At 70.1% G+C, this 23,366-nt stretch carries 21 protein-coding genes; 2 read left to right on the forward strand and 19 right to left on the reverse strand.

From position 1 onward, the window contains the following. Positions 1-69 precede the first annotated feature (69 nt). The 9 genes from DY157_RS09100 to DY157_RS09140 form a co-directional block, all read right to left on the reverse strand. Positions 70-2,640, reverse strand: coding sequence for an FtsX-like permease family protein (locus DY157_RS09100; RefSeq protein WP_115728315.1), 2,571 nt, complete (start codon positions 2,638-2,640; stop codon positions 70-72). After that, positions 2,637-3,380 carry an ABC transporter ATP-binding protein gene (locus DY157_RS09105; RefSeq protein ID WP_115728316.1) on the reverse strand — a complete coding sequence of 248 codons (744 nt, stop codon included), beginning with the start codon at positions 3,378-3,380 and terminating at the stop codon, positions 2,637-2,639. Before DY157_RS09105 ends, DY157_RS09100 begins: the two co-directional genes overlap by 4 nt. A 224-nt stretch (positions 3,381-3,604) precedes the next feature. After that, positions 3,605-5,338: an ABC-ATPase domain-containing protein gene (locus tag DY157_RS09110; protein ID WP_115728317.1), complete on the reverse strand. Its 1,734-nt coding sequence runs from the start codon at positions 5,336-5,338 to the stop codon at positions 3,605-3,607. A gap of 121 nt (positions 5,339-5,459) precedes the next feature. After that, positions 5,460-6,251 carry a DUF4190 domain-containing protein gene (locus DY157_RS09115; protein WP_115728318.1) on the reverse strand — a complete coding sequence of 264 codons (792 nt, stop codon included), beginning with the start codon at positions 6,249-6,251 and terminating at the stop codon, positions 5,460-5,462. 292 nt (positions 6,252-6,543) lie between these two features. Continuing rightward, positions 6,544-8,700: a class 1b ribonucleoside-diphosphate reductase subunit alpha gene (nrdE, locus tag DY157_RS09120; RefSeq protein ID WP_115728319.1), complete on the reverse strand. Its 2,157-nt coding sequence runs from the start codon at positions 8,698-8,700 to the stop codon at positions 6,544-6,546. After that, positions 8,670-9,086 (reverse strand): class Ib ribonucleoside-diphosphate reductase assembly flavoprotein NrdI, encoded by a 417-nt coding sequence (gene nrdI / locus DY157_RS09125; protein ID WP_115728320.1) that lies wholly within the window; start codon positions 9,084-9,086, stop codon positions 8,670-8,672. The genes nrdE and nrdI overlap by 31 nt, the downstream gene beginning before the upstream one ends. A gap of 96 nt (positions 9,087-9,182) precedes the next feature. Beyond that, positions 9,183-9,443, reverse strand: a complete 261-nt coding sequence (nrdH, locus tag DY157_RS09130; RefSeq protein WP_115728321.1) for a glutaredoxin-like protein NrdH — start codon at positions 9,441-9,443, stop codon at positions 9,183-9,185. 602 nt (positions 9,444-10,045) lie between these two features. Then, entirely contained in the window at positions 10,046-10,828 is a 783-nt protein-coding gene (locus tag DY157_RS09135; RefSeq protein ID WP_115728322.1) for a uracil-DNA glycosylase, read from the reverse strand. Positions 10,829-10,911: 83 nt separating this feature from the next. Continuing rightward, entirely contained in the window at positions 10,912-12,651 is a 1,740-nt protein-coding gene (locus DY157_RS09140; RefSeq protein WP_407923471.1) for an L-serine ammonia-lyase, iron-sulfur-dependent, subunit alpha, read from the reverse strand. Between the two features lie 329 nt (positions 12,652-12,980). On the opposite strand from DY157_RS09140, the gene mtnN reads away from it, so the two are divergent. Together mtnN and DY157_RS09150 are read left to right on the forward strand one after the other, a co-directional pair. Further along, positions 12,981-13,715: a 5'-methylthioadenosine/S-adenosylhomocysteine nucleosidase gene (gene mtnN, locus DY157_RS09145; RefSeq protein ID WP_115728323.1), complete on the forward strand. Its 735-nt coding sequence runs from the start codon at positions 12,981-12,983 to the stop codon at positions 13,713-13,715. Positions 13,716-13,741: 26 nt separating this feature from the next. Beyond that, the gene (locus DY157_RS09150; RefSeq protein ID WP_115728474.1) at positions 13,742-14,215 is read left to right on the forward strand and encodes a low molecular weight protein-tyrosine-phosphatase; all 474 of its coding nucleotides are present in this window, start codon (positions 13,742-13,744) and stop codon (positions 14,213-14,215) included. A 181-nt stretch (positions 14,216-14,396) separates the two neighbouring features. Here DY157_RS09150 and DY157_RS09155 read toward each other — a convergent pair whose 3' ends face one another. The 10 genes from DY157_RS09155 to arfA all read right to left on the reverse strand — a co-directional run bounded on the left by DY157_RS09155 (position 14,397) and on the right by arfA (position 23,365). Next, complete coding sequence (locus tag DY157_RS09155; RefSeq protein ID WP_115728324.1) at positions 14,397-15,755, reverse strand: MFS transporter; 1,359 nt, start codon at positions 15,753-15,755, stop codon at positions 14,397-14,399. 9 nt (positions 15,756-15,764) lie between these two features. Continuing rightward, positions 15,765-17,144, reverse strand: coding sequence for an MFS transporter (locus tag DY157_RS09160; RefSeq protein ID WP_115728325.1), 1,380 nt, complete (start codon positions 17,142-17,144; stop codon positions 15,765-15,767). Positions 17,145-17,195: 51 nt separating this feature from the next. Next, on the reverse strand, positions 17,196-17,954 hold the full coding sequence (locus DY157_RS09165) for a hypothetical protein (protein WP_115728326.1): 759 nt from the start codon (positions 17,952-17,954) through the stop codon (positions 17,196-17,198). After that, positions 17,954-18,505 (reverse strand): hypothetical protein, encoded by a 552-nt coding sequence (locus DY157_RS09170; protein ID WP_115728327.1) that lies wholly within the window; start codon positions 18,503-18,505, stop codon positions 17,954-17,956. Before DY157_RS09170 ends, DY157_RS09165 begins: the two co-directional genes overlap by 1 nt. Before the next feature lie 517 nt (positions 18,506-19,022). Further along, positions 19,023-19,322: a hypothetical protein gene (locus tag DY157_RS09175; protein ID WP_115728328.1), complete on the reverse strand. Its 300-nt coding sequence runs from the start codon at positions 19,320-19,322 to the stop codon at positions 19,023-19,025. Between the two features lie 39 nt (positions 19,323-19,361). Continuing rightward, a complete protein-coding gene (locus DY157_RS09180; protein WP_115728329.1) occupies positions 19,362-20,156 on the reverse strand; it encodes a hypothetical protein in 795 nt (264 codons plus the stop codon). Between the two features lie 12 nt (positions 20,157-20,168). After that, a complete protein-coding gene (locus DY157_RS09185) occupies positions 20,169-20,342 on the reverse strand; it encodes a hypothetical protein (protein ID WP_160159516.1) in 174 nt (57 codons plus the stop codon). A 65-nt stretch (positions 20,343-20,407) separates the two neighbouring features. Further along, positions 20,408-21,133 (reverse strand): nucleoside/nucleotide kinase family protein, encoded by a 726-nt coding sequence (locus DY157_RS09190; RefSeq protein WP_115728331.1) that lies wholly within the window; start codon positions 21,131-21,133, stop codon positions 20,408-20,410. Positions 21,134-21,146: 13 nt separating this feature from the next. Beyond that, positions 21,147-21,698, reverse strand: a complete 552-nt coding sequence (locus DY157_RS09195; RefSeq protein ID WP_115728332.1) for a phosphoribosyltransferase — start codon at positions 21,696-21,698, stop codon at positions 21,147-21,149. Positions 21,699-21,838: 140 nt separating this feature from the next. Beyond that, on the reverse strand, positions 21,839-23,365 hold the full coding sequence (gene arfA, locus DY157_RS09200; protein ID WP_115728333.1) for an arabinosylfuranosidase ArfA: 1,527 nt from the start codon (positions 23,363-23,365) through the stop codon (positions 21,839-21,841). Position 23,366: the final 1 nt, after the last annotated feature.

A 23,366-nucleotide genomic window follows, 5' to 3' on the forward strand; every position in this document is an offset into this window, starting at 1 on the left:
GTGGAGGGGTTGACGACGAGTGGAGGGCTTGTAGCCCCTACCTCGTGTCGTCAACCCCTCCACTTGGCGTCACTCGGTCGCGAGCGCCTCGACAGGGCTCGTGCGCGCCGCCCGGCGGCCCGGCCACCACGACGCGACGAGGGCCGCTCCGACGGACCCGGCGACGACGAGGCCGAGCACGCCCCACGGGATCTCGATGACCGTGCGCGCGAGCTCGAGCGGCAGCGCGTAGGCTCCGACGATTCCGAACGCGATTCCGAGAACAAGCCCGAGGCTCGCCCCCGCGAGGGCGATGATCGCCGCCTCGATCGCGAGCATCGAACGGATCGACCGCTTCGTCATGCCGAGCGCGCGCAGCAGGCCGTTCTCCCGCGTCCGCTCGGCGACCGAGAGTCCGAGCGTGTTCGTCACGCCGACGAGGGCGACGAGAACCGAGACGGCGAGCATCGCGATGACGACGGAGAGGACCGTGTCGATCATCTTCGAATAGGTTGCCCGTTCGATCGCGGGCCCGGAGACCGAGTACGCGGAATCCAGGGAGAGGAGCCGCGTCTGGACGGCGGTTGCCCCCGCGTCCTCGTCGATCTTCACGGGGACGAGGACGATCGGCGCCTTCGGCGAGATCCTCTCGAGGGCGGCGGCCGAGACCTCCGCCCGACCCGGATCGATGTCCTCGTCCACCCGGGCGGTGAGCGTCGCGCACGAGCCGTCGGCGGCGCACACTTCGACCGGGGCGCCGTCCTTCGCCGCGCCCTTCCCGACGCGAACGGTCGAGTCGTCGACGGCGTCGACGGGGGAGTGGACGACGGAGGAGAGATCGGGGACTCCCTGGAGCATGATGGCGCCGGCATCAGAGGAGCCCGCGCCCGCAGCGGGCCCTGAGGTCGATCCCGCGGAGCCCGCGCCGGTCTCATCGGCGTCGCCGACAGTGGCGGAAACGGTCCCGGGGGCGCCTCGAACCGGGACGGCGGCCTCGACCCCTTCCACGGAGCGGATGCGCGCGAGACCGTCCTTGTCGATGGCGCCGGAGGAGGAGACGGCGAGGTCGAAGGGATAACGGGAGTAGACCTCGGTCTCGAGGGTCGCCTTCACGGAGCCCGCGCCGACGCTCATCATCGCGATGAGAGCGACGCCGATGGCGATCGCGACGCCGGTCGAAGCGGTGCGGCCCGGATTGCGCAAGGCGTTCTCGCGGGCGAGGCGCGCGAGGGAGCCGCGGCCGAGTCGCCCCCAGGCGCCGGCGAGCGCGGGGACGATCCCGAGGCCGGCGATCATCATCGCGATGAGGCAGACCGCGCCCGAGAGGAAGGCGACGAGGAAACCGGTGGTCGTGCCCCGCTGGACGAGGCCGACGCCCATCCCCGCGCACGCGAGGAGCGCGACGACGAGCGAGACCGCGACGAGTTGGCGGTGCGAGCGGCCGGGCGCGGTCTCGGCGTCGGCGTTCGAGAGGGCCTCGATCGCGGAGAGGCGTCCCATCGCGAGGGCGGGGCGGATCCCCGACACGAGGGTCATGACGAGGCCGACGAGGAACGCCGAGCCGATGAGAAGCGGCGAGGCCGCGGCGGCGAGGGCCTCGAACGGCGGGAGGACCTTGAGGACGGCGAGCAGCAGCGCGCCGAGCAGCGCGCCGAGAACCGCCCCGAGCGCGGAGGAGGCCGCCCCGACGAGGAGCGCCTCGCGCAGGACGAGCGAGCGGATCTGCGACCCCGTCGCCCCGACCGCGCGCAGGAGCGCGAGCTCGCGGCGGCGCTGCGTCATCAGCACGCGGAAGGTCGAGGAGACGACGATCATCGCGACGATCACCGAGATCACCGGGAAGATGAGGAGGACGGCGGTGATCGTCGAGGATCCGGCGCCCATCTCCTTCTGCGCGGCCTCGCGGGCGGCGTCGGCGGTCGTGATATCCACCCCGGCGTTCGCCCCGAGAGCGGCGGCGAGCTTCGCGACGAGCGCCTTCTGCTCGGCGGACGAGGGCGCGTCGGAGGCCCCGGCGACGAGGAGCGAGGTCGTGAAGGTCGACCCGGTCCCCGCACGGGCGAGTCCGTCGCCCGTCATGACGGCGGTCCCCCGGCCGAGCGAGCCGGTGTCGACGATCCCGGAGATCGAGAGCGCGACGGGCGCGCCGGATTCGCTGAACGCGGGCGCCGCCTCGACCTCGTCGCCGACGTCGACGCCGAGCTCCTTCGCGGCGGAAGCGTCGAGGAGGATCTCGTCGTTCGCCCTCGGGAGGACCCCGCGCGAGGGGATCGGCGTGGAGAAGGGGACGGGGCGCAGTCGGGAGACCATGCGCATCGCCCGGGCGCCGTCATGGGTGAGGGAGAGGAAGGCGGTCGTCGTCGGGGCGACGGCGGCGACGCCGTCGATCTCCTCGACGGCCGGCGCGAGGGCCCCGAGGTCGACGGGCTCGGACTCGGACGCGGCGCCGGAGTCCGCGGAGGAAACGGAGGAGCCGACGGGGGTGAGAACGGCCGCCGCGCCCGCGAATTCGGCGCGGGTCTGCCCGGTGAGGGCCGCGTTCATCCCGTTTCCGAGGGCGAGGAACGCCATGACGAAGGCGGTCGAGATCATGACCGCCAGGCCGGTCGCCAGGTAGCGGCGCGCGTGGGCGCGCAAGTTCGCGGTGAGGAGCCGGTTCATCGCGCGACCTCCGCGAGGGCGGCGGCTGTGGGGCTCGCGAGGTCGGCGTGGATCCGGCCGTCGCGGACGACGAGGACGCGGTCGGCGATGAGCGCGGCGTCGGCGTCGTGGGTGACCATGACGACGCTCTGGCCGAGCCGGTCGACGGCCTCGCGGAGGAGTTCGAGGACCTCGGCGGAGGCGGCGGAGTCGAGGTTGCCGGTCGGCTCGTCGGCGACGATGACGGCGGGCTTGGAGGCGAGTGCGCGGGCGATGGCGACGCGCTGCTGCTGGCCGCCGGAGAGTTCGCGCGGGAGGTGCGTGAGTCGCGAGCCGAGGCCGAGCGCGTCGACGATCGTGGAGAGCCAGCGACGATCCGGTTCTCGCCCGGCGAGGCGCAGGGGGAGCTCGATGTTCGCCCGCGCGTCGAGGGTGGGGACGAGGTTGAAGGCCTGGAAGACGAAGCCGATGCGGTCGCGGCGCAGGCGCGTGAGGGAGTCGTCGTCGAGGGTCGACAGGCGCGTCCCCTCGATGCGGACCTCGCCGTCGGTCGGGGTGTCGAGGCCGGCGAGGACGTGGAGCATCGTCGACTTGCCGGACCCGGACGGGCCCATGATCGCGGTGAAGGCTCCTGCGGTGAAGTCGCAGCTCACGGAGTCGAGGGCGGCGACGCGGGTCTCCCCCTCGCCGTAGATCTTCGAGACGCTCTCGAGGCGGACGACGGGATCGGACGGGACTGCGGCGGGTGCGGGAATGCTCATGCGACCAGGCTGCCGGGGCGCTCGCCGCGGCGGTATTGGGGAACGGCCTGGTCGAGCCCCCATCCGACCCCGGCCGAGCTCGTGGTTCCACCCCGGCGACTTCCCGGAGAGGGCCGGGGGAGATCCCCTCGATGGAGGAACGTGATGCTCTCGACGCGCGAAGGTGATGCTCTCGGCGGGGGTCGGGTCATGCTCTCGCGAGATCAAGGGCCTCGGGCCGGGACTCAGCCGAGCCGCAGCCCCCGATATCGGTTGATCGCCGCGCCCACATCGACCCGACGGGGCCGCGCGAGGAACGCCGGGTACTCCCGGGCGCCGAACTTCACCGCGGCGTCGAGGCCCTCCGAGTTGAGCTGGCGCTCGAGCCGGTCGAGGAGCTCGGGCAGGGACGCCGAGCCGTTGGCGAACTGCTCGAGGATCGCGCGCATCGCCCAGGCGATCGCCTCGGTCTGACCGGGGTCGACGATCTGCTCGACGTCGGAAAGGGAAATGGTCTGCCGGTCGAGGAGGATCTCGTCGAGCCCGGAGGACTTCGTCTTCGTGCGCGAGTCGGAGGGCCGCGCCCGAAGGAGAACGCGGGGCGCGGGAATCGAGAAGGCGTCGACGTCGCTGCGCTCGCGGGGCTTCGCCGCCACGACCTCGTGAGCCCTGTCGGTGACGTCGAGGCAGCGGTAGGCGTCGAGCATGAGGACCCGATCGGCGACGTCGAGGTAGTCGCCCGAGCCGCCCATCACCATGATCGTCGAGACGTCGGCGGCGGCGAGCGCGCCGATCCGGTCGACGAGCGGGGTGATCGGCTCCTTCTCGGCGGCGACGAGGGCGCGCATGCGCTCGTCGCGGATGAGGAGGTTCGTCGCGGAGGTGTCCTCGTCGACGAGGACGAGGCGCGATCCCAGTTCGACGGCCTCCATGAGGGCGGCGGCCTGAGAGGTCGACCCCGAGGCGTTCTCGGTGGAGAAGACTGTCGTGTCGGCGCCCGTCGGCAGGTGCGCGATGAAGGGGGAGAGGTCGACGCCGGTGACGGCCCGCCCGTCGGCCGCGCGGATCTTCATCGCGTCGGGCAGGGCGGCGACGAGTTCGCGCCCATCGCCGGGCACGTGCGCGTAGACGCCGCGCTGGAGGGCGGACAGGAGCGTCGACTTGCCGTGGTAGCCGCCGCCGACGATGAGGGTGACGCCCGGCCCGATCGCCATGCCGGAGACGGTTCCCGCGTGGGGGAGGTCGACGGAGGCGCGCAGGGTCTCGGGTGAGGAGAAGGGGACGGCGCCCTCCATCGGGAACTGCGAGATCCCGGACCGGCGGGCGAGGATCGCGCCGTCGGCGACGAAGGCGACCCAGCCGTTCTCCTCGAGCGCGTCGACGAGGGCGCAGTGGTCCTCGTACGCGGCGATATGGGCGAGGAGGGCGGCCCGCTTGCTCGAGGTCTCGGCGTCGTCGGAGACGTAGTCGAAGGCGTCCATGACGACATTCGGGACGTCGACGTCGAAGATTCGAGCGGCCTCGCGCCCGAGGATCGTCCGCCCGCGCGCGGGCATCTGCACCTGGAGGCGGACCTCGACCCGGTCGGGCAGGACGGTCGCCGAGGAGCGCTGGAGGATCTCCTGGCCCGGGTGGGCGATGCGGACGACGCCGCCGCGGACGCGGTTCTTGATCGCGGCCTCGAGCGAGCGGGCGAGGAAGTCGGCGGCGGCGAGCCGCGCGCGTCCGTCGGCGAGCGCCTCGGCGGGCAGGCCCATCGCCTTCGGGGTGGCGATCGCGCGGATCGCCGAGGGCGGGGCGTACGGGTCGGATTGGACCCGGTCGATCGCGAGCGAGAAGTCCCCGTAGTCCCAGTCGCCGATGACGGACTTGTAGGACCCGTAGTTGCGGCCGTCGAGCCGCTGAAGATCGGAGAGGAGATCGGCGTCGGATCCGGTGCGGCGGCGCGGTGCGTCGGAGGAGTCGTGGCGGGGCGTCATGGATTCCACCCTAGCGGGCGCGGCGGCGCATCCCGCCGGGCGGGGGTGAGGGATCGGTCGCGCCGGACGCGGCTCGGGGGCCGGCCCTCCGGCCGGCCCCCGAGGGCTGCGGTGCGTTCGGTCAGCCCATTCCGCCGGCGGTCATGGCGAGGACGATGACGAAGCCGAGGAAGAGGACGAGGAGGATCGCGCCGATCCCCCAGATCGCGGTTCCGATGATGCCGAGGAGCTTGCCGAGCTTCGCGTTCGCGACGAGGTCCTCGGGGAGGCCGTTGGCGCGCGCCTCGTTGAGGAGCGAATTGCCCCAGATCCACGCGGGGATCGAGGTGACGAGCGGGAAGACGATGAGCCCGAGGATGCCGAGGACGAGGCAGATCGTCGAGTTCGAGCGGAGCCTGTCGGCGAGCGCGTTCGGCTGCGAGTAGCCGTAGCCGTAGGACGCGGGGGCCGCCCCGTAGGGCTGCGAGTACGGGGCCTGTCCGTAGGGGCTCTGACCGTAGGGCTGCTCGGAGGCGCCCTGGGCGGGGGAGGCGTAGGGGCTCTGCTGGGCGCCCGGGGTCGGGGCCGTGTACGCCTGCCCGTACGGGGACTGGCCCGTCTGGGGGGCGTCGGAGGGGGCCTCCTCGGTCGGGCGCTGCGCGTAGCTCGGCTGCGGGGGAGTCTGATCGGCCGGGGCGCTCGCGTAGGGGGCGCTGCCGTATCCGGATTGCCCGTAGGGCGCCGAGGAGGCGGGCTCCTCGGAGGTCGGGAGCGGCGTCGTCGGGGCCTCCTGGACCGGGGAGGCGGTGGTTTGCGCGTGCGCCTCGGCGGAGTCGGCGGCCGCCGGGTAGGCGGTGGTCTCCTCGATCGGCGACTCGGGCGCGGGCGGCACGGAGTCGTTCGCGGGGAGGGGGGTCGTCTCGTCGGTGCTCATGATGCGGCCTTTCGCTCGAGCGGATCGGAGAAGTCGGACGATTCGATCGTATGCGGGCACCGCTTGGGCCGACAGTGGGGAGTCCCCTGATCGGACCCGGAACCGTGAGTGCTCCCACTGCTTGCCTCACGGGCACTTTCGAAGCCGAGAGCGTCGAAAACCCCCGTGAAGCAAGCGCTCGGAGCACTGCCTCAACCGAGACGCCCGTTCCCGCCCGCCCGGAAAGCGCCCGGCCCCGCCCTCGTGCGCATCGACGAGGACGGGGCCGGGCCCGCGGAACGGGAGGGACGGGTCAGAGCATGCAGGAGACGCAGCCGGCGACCTCGGTGCCCTCGAGGGCCATCTGGCGCAGGCGCATGTAGTAGAGCGTCTTGATGCCCTTGCGCCACGCGTAGATGTACGACTTGTTGATGTCGCGCGTCGTCACGGTGTCGGGGTAGAAGAGCGTGAGCGACAGGCCCTGGTCGACGTGCTGGGTCGCGACCGCGTAGGTGTCGATGATCTTCTCGGGGCCGACCTCGTAGGCGTCGACGTAGTACTCGAGGTTCTCGTTCGTCATGAAGGGGGCCGGGTAGTAGACGCGCCCGATCTTCCCCTCCTTGCGGATCTCGATCTTGGAGACGATCGGGTGGATCGACGAGGTCGAGTTGTTGATGTACGAGATCGAACCGGTCGGCGGGATCGCCTGGAGGTTCTGGTTGTACATGCCGTAGGTCGCGACGTCGGCGGCGAGCGCCTTCCAATCCTCGGGGGTGGGGACGCGGATCGAGGACTTCGCGAGGAGTTCGCGGCACTTCTCGGTCTTCGGGGTCCAGTCGCCCTCGATGTACTTCGTGAAGTACTCGCCGCTCGCGTACTTCGAGTCCTCGAAGCCCTCGAAGCGGACGCCGCGCTCCTTCGCGATGAGGCAGGACGCCTTGATCGCCTCGTAGGCGACGGTGAGGAAGTAGATGTTCGTGAAGTCGAGGGCCTCCTCGGACCCGTACATCACGTGCTCGCGGGCGAGGTAGCCGTGGAGGTTCATCTGGCCGAGGCCGATCGCGTGGCTCATCGCGTTGCCGCGGGCGATCGACGGGACGGCCTGGATGTCGGAGAGGTCGGAGACGGCGGTGAGGCCGCGGATCGCGGTCTCGATCGTCTTCGAGAAGTCCTCGGAGTCCATCGTCTTCGCGATGTTGAGCGACCCGAGGTTGCAGGAGATGTCCTTGCCGACGTGGTCGTAGGAGAGATCGTCGTTGTAGGTCGACGCCTCGGACACCTGGAGGATCTCGGAGCAGAGGTTCGACATCGTGATGCGGCCCTTGATGGGGTTCGCGCGGTTGACGGTGTCCTCGAAGACGATGTACGGGTAGCCGGACTCGAACTGGATCTCGGCGAGCGTCTGGAAGAAGCGGCGGGCGTTGATCTTCTTCTTGTGGATGCGCCCGTCGTCGACCATCTCGCGGTACTTCTCGGTCACGGAGATCTCCGAGAAGGGCACCCCGTAGACGCGCTGCACGTCGTAGGGGCTGAAGAGGTACATGTCCTCGTTGTTGCGGGCGAGCTCGAAGGTGATGTCGGGGACGACGACGCCGAGGGAGAGGGTCTTGATGCGGATCTTCTCGTCGGCGTTCTCGCGCTTCGTGTCGAGGAAGCTGAGGATGTCGGGGTGGTGGGCGTTGAGGTAGACGGCGCCCGCGCCCTGGCGCGCGCCGAGCTGGTTCGCGTAGGAGAAGGAGTCCTCGAGGAGCTTCATCACGGGGACGACGCCGCTCGACTGGTTCTGGATCTTCTTGATGGGGGCGCCGGCCTCGCGGAGGTTCGTCAGCGAGAGGGCGACGCCGCCGCCGCGCTTGGAGAGCTGGAGGGCGGAGTTGATGCCGCGGGCGATCGACTCCATGTTGTCCTCGATGCGCAGGAGGAAGCAGGAGACGAGTTCGCCCCGCGCCTGCTTGCCGGCGTTGAGGAAGGTGGGGGTGGCCGGCTGGAAGCGGCCGGTCATCATCTCGTCGACGAGGTTGCTCGCGAGCTGCACGTCGCCGCGCGCGAGGTAGAGGGCGACCATGGTGACGCGGTCCTCGAAGCGCTCGAGGTAGCGCTTCCCGTCGAAGGTCTTCAGCGTGTACGAGGTGTAGTACTTGAACGCGCCGAGGAAGGTGGGGAAGCGGAACTTGTGGGCGTAGGCCTGCTTGAAGAGGGCTTTGACGTCGGCGAAGTCGTACTGCTCGAGGACGTTCTTCTCGTAGTACCCCTCGGTGACGAGGTATTCGAGCTTCTCCTCGAGGTCGTGGAAGAAGACCGTGTTCTGGTTGACGTGCTGGAGGAAGTACTGGCGCGCGGCCTTGCGGTCGGCGTCGAACTGGATGCGGCCCTCGGCGTCGTAGAGGTTGAGCTGGGCGTTGAGCGAGTGGTAGTCGAGCTCGGGGTCGCTGATGTCCTCTACGCCCGTGTCGGTGAGATTCTCTGCCAAAACTCTTCCAGTCCTTTACGAACTCGGGAGACGTCCTCGGGCGTGCCGAGGAGCTCGAACTTGTACATGTGGGGGACGCCCAGCTTCGCTGAAACGATATCGCCTGCAAGGCAGTATGCCGTGCCGAAGTTCGTGTTGCCCGACGAGATGACGCCCACGCAGTGGCGCCGGTTCTCCGGGTCGTTGAGGAAGGCGATCACCTGCTTGGGGACCGCTCCCTTGAGGTTGCCGCCGCCGTAGGTCGGGGTGATGAGGACGTACGGCTCGTCGACGTGGAGGGCGGGGCCGGACTTGCGCAGGGGGATCCGCTCGGCGGGCAGGCCGAGCTTGTCGACGAAGCGCGTCGTGTTGTTCGTCGCCGATGAGAAGTAGACGACCTTCGGCATGGGTGTCCCCTTCGTTTGTCTGTCGATCGACGAGGCCGGGAGGTCTCGGACGTGAGTCGTCCCGGTCGCCTGGCGGCGGCCGGGACGGGGAGGGGATCAGGCCTGGCCGACGGCGAGGGGCGCCGCGGCAGCGGCGGCGGCCGCGGCCTTGATGCGGTCGGGGCGGAAGCCGGACCAGTGGTCGGCGCCGGCCATGACGACGGGGGCCTGCTGGTATCCGAGGCCCTTGATGAAGTCGAGGGCCTCGGCGTCCTCGGTGACGTCGATCTTCCGGTAGTCGAGGCCCTGCTTGTCGAGGGCGCGGTAGGTCGCGTCGCACTGGGGGCAGCGGGGCTTGGAGTAGACGGTGATCGTCATCGGGCTCTCCTGTGTGAGGGTGCGGGGGATCCGGCTTTTCGAGTCGGGATCCCGTCGGGAAGTCGCGTTTCGGAGCTCTCCTCCGAAGATGAATCAACACTACACCTCGTGGCGATCGGGGGCCACGGACACAAGATGTTGTGTTTCTCGTCCCGTGGTGACGGGGCTGTGGATAGGGGTCGGCGGGCGGTGGGGACGGGGTGTGGAACGGGTGTGGACGGACGCCTTCAGGGTCTCTCGGACCGTGGGCATGTGGGTCCGCGGGGTCGTCGTGCGCGGCCAGATTCCGCGGAAAACTACACGCGTGTGATTCTCCCCGGTTCCGTCCACAGGTGTGCACAGTGAATACTCACAACGGTGCACAACCCTGTGGATAACTGTGGATAAGGGGTGTGGACGACGCTCCGAAATCGCCGACGAACTCGGCGTGTCGCACCCGCCTGCCCCCCATATTCAGTGCCCCGTCCCCTACATCCGGAGTCCCCCTCGCCGAGAGCATTACCTTCGCGCGTCGAAAGCATCACCTTGCTCCGCCGAGGGGATCTCCTCCCCTCGTCCGACGCGCCGCCCCGGCCTCGTGAGCGCCCCGAGCAGCGCTGCGGCTAGCCGGCGAGGACGATCGCCCGGGCGAGCACCTCGTCGAGCATCGCGGGCGTGAGCTTGCCCGTGTACGTGTTCTGCGGGCTCGGGTGGTAGAGGCCGAGGATCCGCAGGACGCGGCCGTCCTCGTCGATGATCTCGACCTCGGCGCCGTGGGCGAACTTCGGGCGCGGGGTCGGGATCGCGAACCCCTGCTCGGCGAGGGCCGCCAGGGTCGCGTTCCACGCGAAGCCCCCGAGCATGATGAGGACCCGCGCCTGCTCCAGCAGGGCGAGTTCGCGCGCGAAGAACGGGGCGCAGGCGCGCTTCTCCTCGCCGCTCGGCTTGTTCGCCGGCGGGACGCAGCGCACCGGGCACGTGAGTCGGGCGCCGAGGAGCTCGAGCCCGTCGCCGTACCCCGTCGACGCCGCCTGATTGGCGAGGCCCGCGCGATGCAGGCCGGCGTGGAGGAAGTCCCCCGAAGGATCGCCGGTGAACATCCGGCCCGTCCGGTTCGACCCGTTCGCGCCGGGCGCGAGACCAACGAGGACGATGCGCGCGTCCGCCGGGCCGTTCGGCGGGACGGGGCGCCGCCAGAAGTCTTCGGGCGCGAGGTCCCCGTGGAGTCGGACCGCCCCGCCCTCGCGCCAGTCGACGAGCCGCGGGCACGCCCGGCACGACACCATGAGTGCGTCGAGCTCCTCGAGGTCGCGCGCCTGGGCGGCTCTCGAGGGCGCGGTCCGGGCGGCCCGATCCTCGGGGGATCCGGGCGCGGGGACGACGAACGGCGGGAAAGGAGCGGCCATGCCCGCAGTCTAGGAGCGGGGGCGGTCGGGCAGGCCCCGACGACGCCCGAGGCTCGGGACGGTCGCTCCGCCTCCGCGCCCCCTCAGCACTCGACGACGTTGACGGCGAGCCCGCCCGCCGAGGTCTCCTTGTACTTCGAGAGCATGTCGTTGCCGGTCTGGCGCATGGTCTCGATGACCGCGTCGAAGGACACCTGGTGGCGCCCGTCCGACCAGAGGGCCATGCGCGCCGCGTTGATCGCCTTCACGGCGGCGATCGCGTTGCGCTCGATGCAGGGGATCTGGACGAGCCCGGCGACCGGGTCGCAGGTGAGCCCGAGGGAGTGCTCCATCGCGATCTCGGCCGCGTTCTCCACCTGCTCCGGGGTTCCGCCGAGCGCCTCGGCGAGTCCCGCCGCCGCCATCGCGGAGGCCGATCCGACCTCGCCCTGGCAGCCGACCTCGGCGCCGGCGATCGACGCGTTCGTCTTGATGAGCGCCCCGATGGCGGTCGCCGCGAGGAGGAAGTCGTGGACGGCGCGGCGGCGGCGCTCGCGGGCCTCACCGTGGGCGGCCCGATCCCCCGCGCCGATCGACGAGGGCGGGGCGGCGAGTCGGATCCGGGCGAGCGGGGCCTCCGCCCTGCTCGCCTCGCAGGGCCCGGAGGCCGCGCCGATGGAGGCGCCGGCCTCCGGGCAGTAGGAGACGAGGTAGCCGAGGACCGCGGGGACGACGCCCGCCGCCCCGTTGGTCGGGGCGGTGACGATGCGGTGGCCGGCGGCGTTCTCCTCGTTGACGGCGAGGGCGAAGAGGTTCACCCAGTCCATCGCCCGCATCGGGTCCTCAGGCGTGGAGGCCCAGGCGGACCCGGGCGCAGGCGTGCCGCCGGAGGCGGCGCGCTCGGCGAGCTTGAGGGCGAGGGCGCGGGCACGCCTCGGCACATCGAGGCCCCCGGGGAGGATCCCGGTCGCGGACGTGCCGGCGTCGATGCAGTCGAACATCGTGTCGGCGATGGCGTCGAGGTAGGCGTCGACCTCGGCGGGCGCGCGGACGGACTCCTCGTTGCGGCGGACGAGCGCGGAGACGCCGAGTCCGCTGCGCCGGCACTCCTCGAGGAGCTGCGCGCCCGACGCGAAGGGGTGCGGCGCGGGCACGTCGTGCGCGTCGCCGGACCTCCCGGTCGCAAGCGAGGCGACCTCCGGGTGATCGGGGTCGTCGTTCGTCTGGACCATGACGAACCCGCCGCCGACCGAGTAGTAGGTGCGCGTGAGGATCACGGGCCCGGCCGCCTCCGACCCGGCGGATCCGGGCGCCCCGGCCTCGTCGATCGGACCGCGGGCGGTGAGCGTGAGCGCGTTGACGTGGTAGGGGAGGACCGTGCGCGGGAGGAAGCGGATGTCGCGCGCGACGTCGAGGGGGACCGAGCGGCCGCCGGGCAGCGGGAGGGCGCCGGTGCCGGCGATCGTCGGGAGGAGGCCCTCGACCTCGGCGATGGTGACGGTTTCGGGCGCGTAGCCGGCGAGCCCGAGGAGGACCGCCCGGTCGGTGTCGTGCCCGCGGCCGGTCGCGCCGAGCGAGCCGAAGAGGTCGATCTCGAGGCGCGCGGGCGCGGGCAGGGTCGCGAGTTCACCCGTGAAGTCGAGGCCGGCGCGCATCGGGCCGACCGTGTGCGAGGACGATGGGCCGATCCCGATGCGGAACATGTCGAAGACGGAGAGCGGGTGCGGCGCGGCCGAGGCGGGCACCTCGCCCGACACGAGCGCCGCGGGGGTGGGCGCGCCCGGGTCGTAGCGGTCGGGGGTCGCCCGATCGAGGGCCGAGAGGTCGGAAGTCATGGGGACCATTGTGCCCGGTCGCGGGCTCTCGTTCGACGAGGTCGGGGCGGTGCGCTCGCGGGCCGCGCGGCGGCCCGGGGAGGGGACGGGTCCGAGCNCCTTAGTCTCGTGGGCTCGTAGCTGTGTATACGACACGGCCCCCCCCCCACCCGGTCGGCCCCCGCGCCCGCCCATCCGGCGCTCGGACCCGTCCCCTCCCCGGGCCGCGCGGCGGCCCGGGGAGGGGACGGGTCCGAGCGCCGGATGGGCGGGCGCGGGAGCCGACCGGGTGGGTGCGGGCGGGCGCCTGCGAAGTGGTCGCACCCGGCGCGTCGGGGATGCCCCCGTAGACTGCCGCTATGACCGCGACTCTTCAGCTTCCCGTCCGTCCCCGCGTCGACGCCGTCATCCAGTGCGCGATGGCCGAGGAGGCGGCGCCCGTCCTCGCTCTCCTCTCCTCGCCGTCCTCCGCGGAGGTCCGCATCGGTGACGCCTGGGAGCAGTCCTTCGTCCTCGGGTCGATCGACGGGCGCGACGTCCTCGTCGTCACCTCCGGGATCGGACTCGCGAACTCCGCGTCCGCGACGGCGCGGGCGCTCGCCCTCGTCGATGCGCCCCTCGTCATCGCCGCGGGGACGACCGGCGGGCTCGCGCGCGACATCGAGGTCGGGGAGATCGGCGCGGGCATCGCGACGATCTACGGCGCGGCCGACGCGACGGCCTTCGGGTACGCGATGGGGCAGGTGCCGCGCATGCCCGTCGACTACCGGTCCTCGGATGCGGTCATCGCGAAGCTCGCGGCGCTCGCGGACGGGATCGAGTATCCGGTGAAGGCAGGGCGGGTCGTGTCCTCGGACTCCTTCATCACCGCGCCGCTCGCCGAACCGATGCGCGAACGCTTCCCCGACGCGATCGCCGCGGACATGGAGACCTGCGCGATGGCGCAGGTCGCGTGGTCCTCCGGCGTCGACTGGGTGAGCCTGCGGGCCGTCTCGGACCTCTGCGGGCCGGCCGCCGATCAGGACTTCCACATGGACTCCGACGAGGCCGCCGCCCACTCGGCCCTCGCCGTCCGCGCGTTCCTCGCGCTCTGAGAGGGGCGGGCGTGACGCGAGTCCTCATGGTGTGCACCGGCAACATCTGCCGGTCGACGATGGCCCATCAACTCCTCGACGAGGCCGTCCGCGAGGCGGGCCTCGCCGACGAGATCGAGGTCGACTCGGCGGGGGTCTCCGACGAGGAGGAGGGCAACCCCATCGACGTCCGCGCCGCGCGCGTCCTGCGCGACGCCGGGCACGGCGTCCCCGATCATCGGGCGCGCCAGGTCCGAGCGTCCGAATTGGCGGACTGGGACCTCGTCCTCGCGATGACGGCCCGGCATCTCGCGGCGCTGCGGCGCCTGCGCGACCGGGCGGGGCTGAGCGAGGGCGAGGGGCCGGAGATCCGGCTCTTCCGCGACTTCGACCCCCAGGCCGGGCCCGGGGACACGGATCTTCCCGACCCCTGGTACGGGGGCCATCAGGACTTCCTCGACGCGCTCGAGGTCATCGAGCGGTCGACGCCGTCCGTCCTCGCCCGCGCCCGGGAGCTCTGACCCGAGAGTCCGGACCGCTCCTGCAGAAACGCACACAGTTTCGCACCCGCCCCTCGAGGCGAATCCTCCTGACCAGGTCATTCGTCGGCATGGTCGTCGGTACGGGCTCCGAGAGAGTCGAAACTGTGTGCGTTCTTGCGGGTTTTCGAAGCTTCCGTACGCATCCGATGGGTCGGGACGCTCAGACGAGCGCCGTCGCCCTCGTCTCCCGCAGCAGGAGGCCGGAGGCCGCCGCGATGAGGAAGGACCCGGCGAACACCCAGAAGACGACGCCGGTCGAGACGTGCGCGAGGAGGGCCGGCACCGCGAGCGGCGCCGCGATCGAGGCGAGGCGCCCGAATCCGGCGGCCCAGCCCGAGCCGGTCGCGCGGATCGCGGTCGGGTAGACCTCCGGGGTGACGGCGTAGACCGCGCCCCAGGCGCCGAGCGCGAAGAAGGAGAGGACGCATCCGGCGGCGATGATGCCGGCCGGGCTCGAGACCTCGGAGAACCAGAAGGCGCCGAGGGCCGCGCCCGCGAGGAAGACGACGAGCGTCCGACGGCGTCCCCAGACCTCGATGAGCCAGGCGGCGACGAGGTACCCGGGGATCTGCGCGAGCGTGATGATGAGCGTGTACCCGAAGGACTTCGGCAGGTCGATGCCGTCCTTGACGAGGAGTCCGGGCAGCCAGATGAACGCCCCGTAGTAGGCGAAGTTGAGGAAGAACCACACGCCCCACAGGCCGATCGTCCGCGCAAGGAAGACCGGGTGGAAGAGGGCGGCGACGCCCGTATCGGCGACCGCGAGCTCGGCCTCGGCGCGCCCGGCGTCGGGGAGTGGCCCGGCGTCGGGGAGTGGCCCGTCGGACGCGGTGGCGGCTCGTCCGAGCGGGCGGCCCGCCTCGAAGACGGCGACGGCGGCCTCGGCCTCGGCCTCGCGCCCCTTCTCCTCGAGGAAGCGGACGGACTCGGGGATCGAGCGGCGGACGTAGAGGGCGTAGAGCGCGGGGAGGGCGCCGAGCGCGAGGGCCCAGCGCCAGCCGCCCGCTGAGGGGACGACGAAGTAGCCGATGAGGGCGGCGAGGAGCCAGCCGAGGGCCCAGAACGCCTCAAGGAGGACGATGATCCGCCCGCGGATCGCGGCGGGCGCGAACTCGGAGACGAGGGTCGAGGCGACGGGCAGCTCGGACCCGAGGCCGAGCCCGACGATGAAGCGGAAGAGGAGGAGGATCCCCAGCGAGGTCGACAGGGCGGACGCCCCCGTCGCGACGCCGAAGAAGAGGAGCGAGAGGGCGAAGACCTGCTTGCGGCCGAGACGGTCGGCGATGAGTCCGCCGAAGGTCGCGCCGAGGGCCATGCCCGCCATGCCGGTCGAGGCGATGAGCCCGGACTGGCCGGGGGTCAGCTCCCACTCCTTGGCGAGGGCGGCGATGACGAAGGAGATGAGGCCGACGTCCATCGCGTCGAGGGCCCATCCGATGCCGGACCCGATGACGAGTCGGCGGTGCGCGGTGTTGAAGGGAAGGGTGTCGAGGCGCCGATTGCGCGCTGCGGTGACCATATGGGCACCTTATGGCATCGGCTCGGGCTCGCTCGATGCGGACTCGTATGGAGAGACGGCGCGCATCGCGAGGACTTCCCGGCCGGGCTCGGCGAGGAACGAGGCGACGGTGAACGCGAAGGCCGCGAGCCCGGTGACGATGAAGATCGCCTCGAAGGGCACTCGGTCGGCGAGCGGCCCGAGGACGACCATGCCGGCGGGCATCCCGAGGACGGCGACGATGTTCGTCACGGAGAAGACACGGCCCATGAATTCGGGCTCGACGCTCGTCTGGAGGAGCGTCATGACGGGCGCGGAGAAGAAGGGGATCGCGACGGCGACGCCGAAGGAGAGGGCGAAGGTCGCCCACAGCCCTCCGGTCCGGCCGAGCAGCGGCGTGAGGCCGAAGGCCGCGGAGACGAGACCGAAGCTCAGGCACGACCACAGGAGCATCCGCGACTGGTTCCCCTTCACGGCGACGGTCGCGATGAGTGCGCCGCCGACGAGCATGCCCGCGGAGAAGGCGGCCTCGGAGATCGAGAGCGGCCAGACGGCGTCGGAGAAGGTGCGGGCGATGAAGAGGGGGATGAGGAAGCTCGGGGCGACGACGAGCGTGAAGATCACCGTGTAGAGGACCATGAGCCACGCGATGGTCCGGTGCCCGAGGACGTAGCGGAGCCCGTCGACGAGGTCGCGGGTGAGGGAGGTGCCGGTCGCGTCGCCGCTGCGCACGGTCGCGACGGGGATCGTGAGGACGATGCCGACGCCGATGAGGGCGGTGACGACGTCGATGCCGAAGGTGGGGACGAGCCCGCCCCACGCGTAGACGGCGCCCGCGACGACGGGGGAGAGGAGCGCCATCGCCGAGTTGATCGTCTGGTTGATCCCGTTGACGCGCATGAGGGCGTCGGCGGGCGCGAGCTGGGGGAGGAGCGCCGCGACGGCCGGCTGCTGGAAGCCCTGCCCGATCGAGCGGGCGGCGACGGCGACGAGGATGAGCCAGAGCGACGCGTCCCCGAAGGTCATTGCGAGCGCGAGCCCCAGAGTGACGAGGGCGATCGCCGTGTCGGAGACGACGATGACGGTCCGCCGGTTCATCCGGTCGGCGAGCGCCCCGCCGAACAGGGAGACGAGCGCCTGCGGGACGAAGGCGACGAGCGAGTAGAGCATGATCACCCACCCCGCCTTGAGGACGAGGGTGAGGTGCCACATTATCGCGAACTGGACGATGCTCGAGCCGAAGAGGGAGATCGCCTGCGCCCCGAGGAACAGGCCGACGCGCCGCTTCCAATCGGGGTCGGGCGCCCCGGGGTCCGGGGTCGCCGGGTCCGGGGCCGCCGGTCCGTCCGGCGTCCGCGGGCCGTTCGGCGGTTCGTCGATCGACGAGGGCGGGGCGGGGTGCTCGCTCATGGGGTCACGGTAGCAACGCCGCCCGGGATGGGGCGCGACGCGACGTCGTTCTTAGCGCCGTGGGAAGAACCACGAGGAGATGCGGGTCCACACGGCGAGGGAGGAGATCGGCGCCAGGCGCGTGATCGCCTCGCCCCGCGTGTCGTCGTAGGCGAGTTCGTAGAGGCACTCGGGGACGGACAGGGTCGCGACGATGTCGCTCATCTCCCAGTCCTCATCCGCACGATCAATGCACTGGAGGACCGATACCACCCACGTGCGTTGCGCGAAGGAGAGCGTGAGGGGAGAGGGCCCGTCGGGCGCGCCGGGTGCGCCGCCGCGATCGGTGTCTGCGGCGATGCGGGCGAGGACGCTCTCGAGGCGATCGACATCGCCTCGGTCGATGAGTTCGACGACCTCTCCCGGCAGTATGAGATGGCCGAAGTCGATGGACTCGCGGGGTCGAAGATCGAGCAGTGGCAGCGTCAACGAGGGCGTGTCGCAGGGGTCGACCTCGTGGAGGCGGAAGGCATCGCCCTCGATGAGGACGCCGGTGACGCGTTCCTCCCCGATCCACGACTCCGTCTGCCGCCCGCCACCGGCGTGCATGACGGCGCCCGCGAAACGGCGTCGTGCGGTCGAGAGGCCTTCGAGGATGGGCGCGCACTCGGGGGTTGGGCCGTCCTCGTCGAGCATTCCCGCCTTCCGCAAGGGGCGCGCGCGCCGATGCGCGGCGGGAAGCGCGCCCTGGCAGACGGCGGTGAGGATCGTGTATTCGGCCTCGTCGAGGACGAGGACCGGGGCGCTGCCCTTCCTGTCGATCGATGCCATCAGATCGCCTCCGCGGTGTTGAGAATGTCGATGAAGCCCTCGTAGCGGTCGTCGAAATCGCGCGTCGGGCAGGTGAAGGTCGCGGAAAGGCCGAGTCGGGCGCCGGGGCGATCGGGGTGGGGGATGGTCCAGGTCCATTGGAGGGTCGTGAGCGAGCGCTCGTCGATGACACACAGGCCGGTGCGCACGAGCGTCGCATCCGACAGGCCGTTCCAGCGGCCGATGTCGATGATCTGGAAGCCGGGTATCGCTTCGAGCGTTCGTGTTGTGAGCGCCGACTGCCATTCCTCGTCGAGAGTGCTCTCCGGGAGTTCTTCGACGGTGATGACGAGGGTGTCGGTCCAGCCGGGGTCCGCGTCGGCTCGCGGCAGGGCGAGGGCGAGGTCGATGGACGAGCCGAAGGGCGGTGACGGGAGTGGGAGGGGCTGAGAAGCTCGCGTCTCCTGCTCGTCGGTCGTCGTGCCGGCGGCCGATTGGATGAGGAGGGCGTCGTTCGGTGCGTCGAGCTCCAGAATGGCGCCCCGGAATCGGCGGGTGCGTGTGGCGGTCATCGAGTGATCCTCCTTGAGATCGCGTGCGTCCGATGAGGAGTGCGCGCCTTTCGCCTTCCTTGCCGTTGGGCCCGTGGTGTCGCGAGCGCGCCCAGCGCATGAGGCGGGCGCCAAGGCTCCTTCGGGTGTTGGAATATCGGCCGCCATCTGTGTGCGTCGGGCTGCGCGTCGGCGTTCGTGCCAGTAGGGGTCCGTCCAATTCGGCAGGCGGATCGGGAGCCAGTACACGACGAGGGCCACCAGGATGACGAGCAGTGAAACAGCGGTCAGAGTGTCAGTAAGAATCTCGGGTCCGCTGTTCTCTTCGACAATCGTGGTGACACCGACGAGGACGAGAAGGAGTGCCCAGGTTGGATGGAATGCGACGAGATCGGGCCGTCGCTTAGTAATCGACGGCCCCTCTCGGAAGGCGCGCCCGAGTCGAGTGTCGGTGAACATGGCAAGCGCCCAGAGGATCCACGTCAATAGGGACCACACGAGGAAGACATAGGCCCAGAAAAGTCTCATCAGTCATCCCCTAATGGAACAGCTTCGATATGAGCTTGCTCGCGCCATCGGCAAGGAGTCTGCCTCCCTCGCTTGCGGCCATTCCGCCGACGATTCCGCCGATGATACCGCCGACGGCGATGCCGACCGGCCCGCCCAGCGTGCCGATCGTCGCTCCAATCTGGGCGCCCGCCCAGGCACCCCCGTATCCAGCCGCGCCCTCGAGAAGCCCATGCGTCGCCGCTCGGGCCGCCTTCTCCCCGGTTCCCATGGAGGGGTTCGCCGAGTCCTTCTTCCACTGCTCGTACGCGGCGAGCCCTCCTTGGAGCACCGCCGCTCCCCGCCCGACTTTCTCCAGAACGCCGCCGGCTTAGGACAGGCCCTTGCTGAGAGTGCGCGTCAAGGCCGTGGCGCGACCGGGGGCGGCCGTCCAGTTCTCCGCCTTCGTCATGAGAACGAGCTTCTCCAGGCGCCCGAGGCTCGAAAGGCTCCGGAAGCGCCCACCGACATTGACTCCGTCGACCAGTGCGCCTGCCGGGAAGCGCGGCGCGAATCGCGACTTGGTCAGCCGCTTTAGCGTCCACGTTCCCGCGATCGCGAGCCGCTCGGCCCAGTCGGATGCGGTCGGGACATCGCGAGGCTCGCCGTGGAACCCGAGACTGTCGTCGAGCTTTCCGGCGATTCCGCGAATCGCGGTGCACGCGTCTTCGAAGTCCTCATGCGCATCGGCCTCGTCCATGCGGATGCGGTAGACGGATTCGTCAATGCTGTTGAACACCTCAACCCGGAAGGGATAAGCGTCGCTGTCCGGGTCGCTCGGAGGATGGATGTCATTGACCGTCGCGGTCAGCCCGGCGAGAGAAGCGCGAGTTCTCTCCGCCTCGAGGCGGAGCTTCACGGAGTAGAGGCGTCCTCCGAGGGCCTTGAGCGCACTGATCAGAGCATCGACGTCGTTTCTCAGATCTTCAGCCGTCCGCATGAGCCTTCCGGCGTTGCGGACAATCGCCTCGGACGTCTCCCCGTCGGAGTCTTCGTCGATTTCCCGCCGTGTCCGCTCGACGTCCGTGCGCGCCTCATCGAAAGCGTTCCTGTACGCCTCGAGCTGAGAGGCCAGCCCCTCGGGGACCGAGGGCTCGGTGAGGATCGCGACGTTGATCGATGTCATGGGCACGGTCTTTCAGAGGATCGGCGCCGAGCGGAGGTGCCCGACGATCCCCTCTTCGTGCGACTCGAAGTCCTCCGCGGTCAACGTCAGGTTCGTCGAGAAGGCGCGGAGCGCCCTCGCCAGAGTCTTCGCCCGGTGGTCGAGTTCGACGAGGACTTGAGACAGAGGACCCGTGGAGCGTTCCACGTCCACCGGCCGGGGTGCCGGGGAGCCCTCCACGGCATCGCCGGTCGCGGCCTCCCGAGGAGGGCTCAGATCTCGGCGGCGACGATCGCGTCGGCCCGGTCGCGGCACGCGGCGACGAGCTCGATGTTCGGCGCGTCGACCGTGCGGACCCAGTGGGCGGCGTCGGCGCGGTTGCGCCCGAAGGCCTCGTGGCGGGCGATGAGGCGCCGGTAGACGTCCTCGACGGGGGTGTCGACGTGGACGAGCAGGTCGATGAACACGCGCGCATCGCGCCAGCCGGGAGCGTCGAGACCGAGGTAGTTCCCCTCCGTGATGACGATCCCCGTCTCCGGCAGAAGGATCGACGCGGCGACGGGCTCGTGCAGGTCGCGTCGGTAATCGGGGGCGAGGACGGGGCGATCGGCCCTCTGGACCCGCTCGAGGAGGGCGGCGAAGCCCCAGACGTCGAAGGTGTCGGGCGCGCCCTTGCGGTCGTGCCGGTCGAGGTCGTCGAGCACCGCGTTCGACAGGTGGAAGCCGTCCATCGGGGCGAGGCCCGCGACCTCGACGTCGGCCGCGCCCTCGAGGATCTCGGCGATGAGGGCGGCGACGGTCGTCTTCCCGGTCCCGGGCGGGCCTGTGATCCCGAGGACCCGGATCTCCTCGCCGCGGGCGAGCCGGTGGAGGACGAGGTCGGCGACCTGCTGGGCGACCGAGAGCGAGGCGGAGGCGCGTTCGCCCGAGTGGGCGCGCGGCGCCTCGACCTCCGTCTCGTCGAATGCGGGGACGCCCTCGTCCTCGTCGATGCTCATGGGAGGGAGCGGCTCAGGCGGTGATGACGGGGAGCGTCGACCAGGGGAAGTTGATCCACTTGTCGGTGCGGCGCCACACGTAGTCGGGTTCGATGATCGACACGGGCTTCTTGTAGATGACCGCGCAGCGGGCGTCGACCTTCACCTGGGTCTCGCCGTCGAGGGAGAGGCCGTGCTCGTCGATGAGGTCCATCACCATCTTCAGCGTCTTACCGGAATCGGCGACGTCGTCGACGACGAGGACGCGCTTGCCGTCCATCGCGGAGACGTCCATGAGCGGCGGGAGAAGGACCGGCTCCTCGAGGGTCTCGCCGACGCCCGTGTAGAACTCGACGTTCATCGTGCCGCAGGCCTTGACCTCCATCGCGTAGGAGATCGCGCCGGCGGGGATGAGGCCTCCGCGGGCGATCGCGACGATGAGGTCGGGGATCCAGCCGGACTCGACGATCTGGGTCGTCAGCTCGCGCGAGGCGGTGCCGAAGAGCTCCCAGGTGAGGACCTCGCGCTCGGGGGCGTCCGATGCGTCCTTGCTCGTCGCCAGTCGGGTCGCGGACTGCTCGCTCATGTCACTCCTGTCGTCGTCGCCTGCGGGTGCTCCTCGGACCGGCGCTCCGATCCTCAGGTCTCCAGATTAGCCTCCGGGAGCGGGGATGCCGTCGCATTCCCGGGGCCCTCGGCCTGTCGCGCTCAAGATCCCGCTGAATCTCATTCGTCTTGTGATTTCGCGAATTTCACGCAGGTCCAGGAGATCGGCGGGAGATCGAGCGTGAGATCGCAGCCCTGCCGCCTCCACGCGGAGTTCCGACGCGGTCGGACGCGATCAGGGTCGTTCATTGTGTTCGTCGCATCAGGATCGGGATCCGAGAGTGTGAGCACTTCGAGGAGTTCGAGCTTTGCGAATGAAGAGGTGTCGATTCGTGCCTCGATGTTCTCGTCGGGAGATCGGTTCACGAGGAAGAGCGCGGCTGTTCCCGAATCCGAGTCGTGGGTGGCGACGGCATCGAGGAGGGGAACTGAACCGTGAAGGGCGGTTGTCATCTTCGGGGAGTCGATGGTAACGGGGAGCGCTTCTCCTCGGGCGAGAGCCGAGGCGAGGGCGAAGGGATGGAAGGTGGTTTGACGCCATGCGGGGCCGCCCGGCTCAGTCATGATCGGCGCGATGACGTTCACGAGTTGCGCGAGTGAGGCGCTTCGGACGCGATCGGCATGCTTGAGGAGGGAGATGATGAGGGACCCGAAGACGACGGCATCGGTCACCGTGTAAACGTCTTCCAGGAGGCGAGGGGCGATCGGCCAATTGCTGATCCCCTCGATCTTGTCGACTTGTTCGAAGCGGGTGTTGTACCAGATGTTCCATTCATCGAAGGAGATATCAATGCGCTTCGAGGACTTCTTCGCCGCGCCGACGTGGTCGGCGGTTGCGATGACGGTTTCGATGAAGTGATCCATATTCACCGAAGAGGCGAGGAAGCTCGCTCGATCACCGTCGATCTCCTCGTAGTAGGCGTGGCACGAGATGAAATCGACGAAGTCGTAGGTGTGTTCGAGGACCGTTCGCTCCCACGTCCCGAAGGTCGGCATTGATGCGCTGGAGGAGCCGCATACGACGAGGCGGATATCGGGATCGATGAGTTTCATCGCGTGGGCGGTCCGCGCTGCTAGACGACCGTATTCCTCGGCGCTTCGATGACCGATCTGCCAGGGGCCGTCCATTTCATTGCCCAGGCACCACATCCGGACGCCGAAGGGCTCGCTGCGGCCGTTGCGGATCCGGGCATCGGACCATTCGGTGCCGCTCCGAATATTCGCGTATTCGAGGAGGTCGAGGGCTTCGGCTGTCCCCCGGGTGCCGAGGTTGACCGCGAGCATGAGATCCGAGTCGACTCTTTCGAGCCACTGTGAGAACTCATGCAGACCGATCCGGTTCGGCTCTTTCGAATGCCAGGCGAGGTCGAGCCGCGTTGGGCGCTTCTCGATCGGGCCGACCGAGTCTTCCCAGCGGAATCCGGAGACGAAGTTGCCTCCGGGGTACCTGATCGTGGAAACGCCGAGCTCCTTCACGAGTTCGATGACATCCGTGCGGAATCCATCCTCATCTGCGAGGGGATGGGTTGGTTCGAAGATGCCGGTGTAGATGTGGCGGCCGAGATGCTCGACGAATCCTCCGAAGAGATCACGGCTGATGCCGCCGATCGGAGTGCTGGAGTTGAGTGCGAGGCGTGCCGTGAGCATG

This window comes from Actinomyces culturomici, from assembly GCF_900499005.1.
GTDB lineage: Bacteria > Actinomycetota > Actinomycetes > Actinomycetales > Actinomycetaceae > Pauljensenia > Pauljensenia culturomici.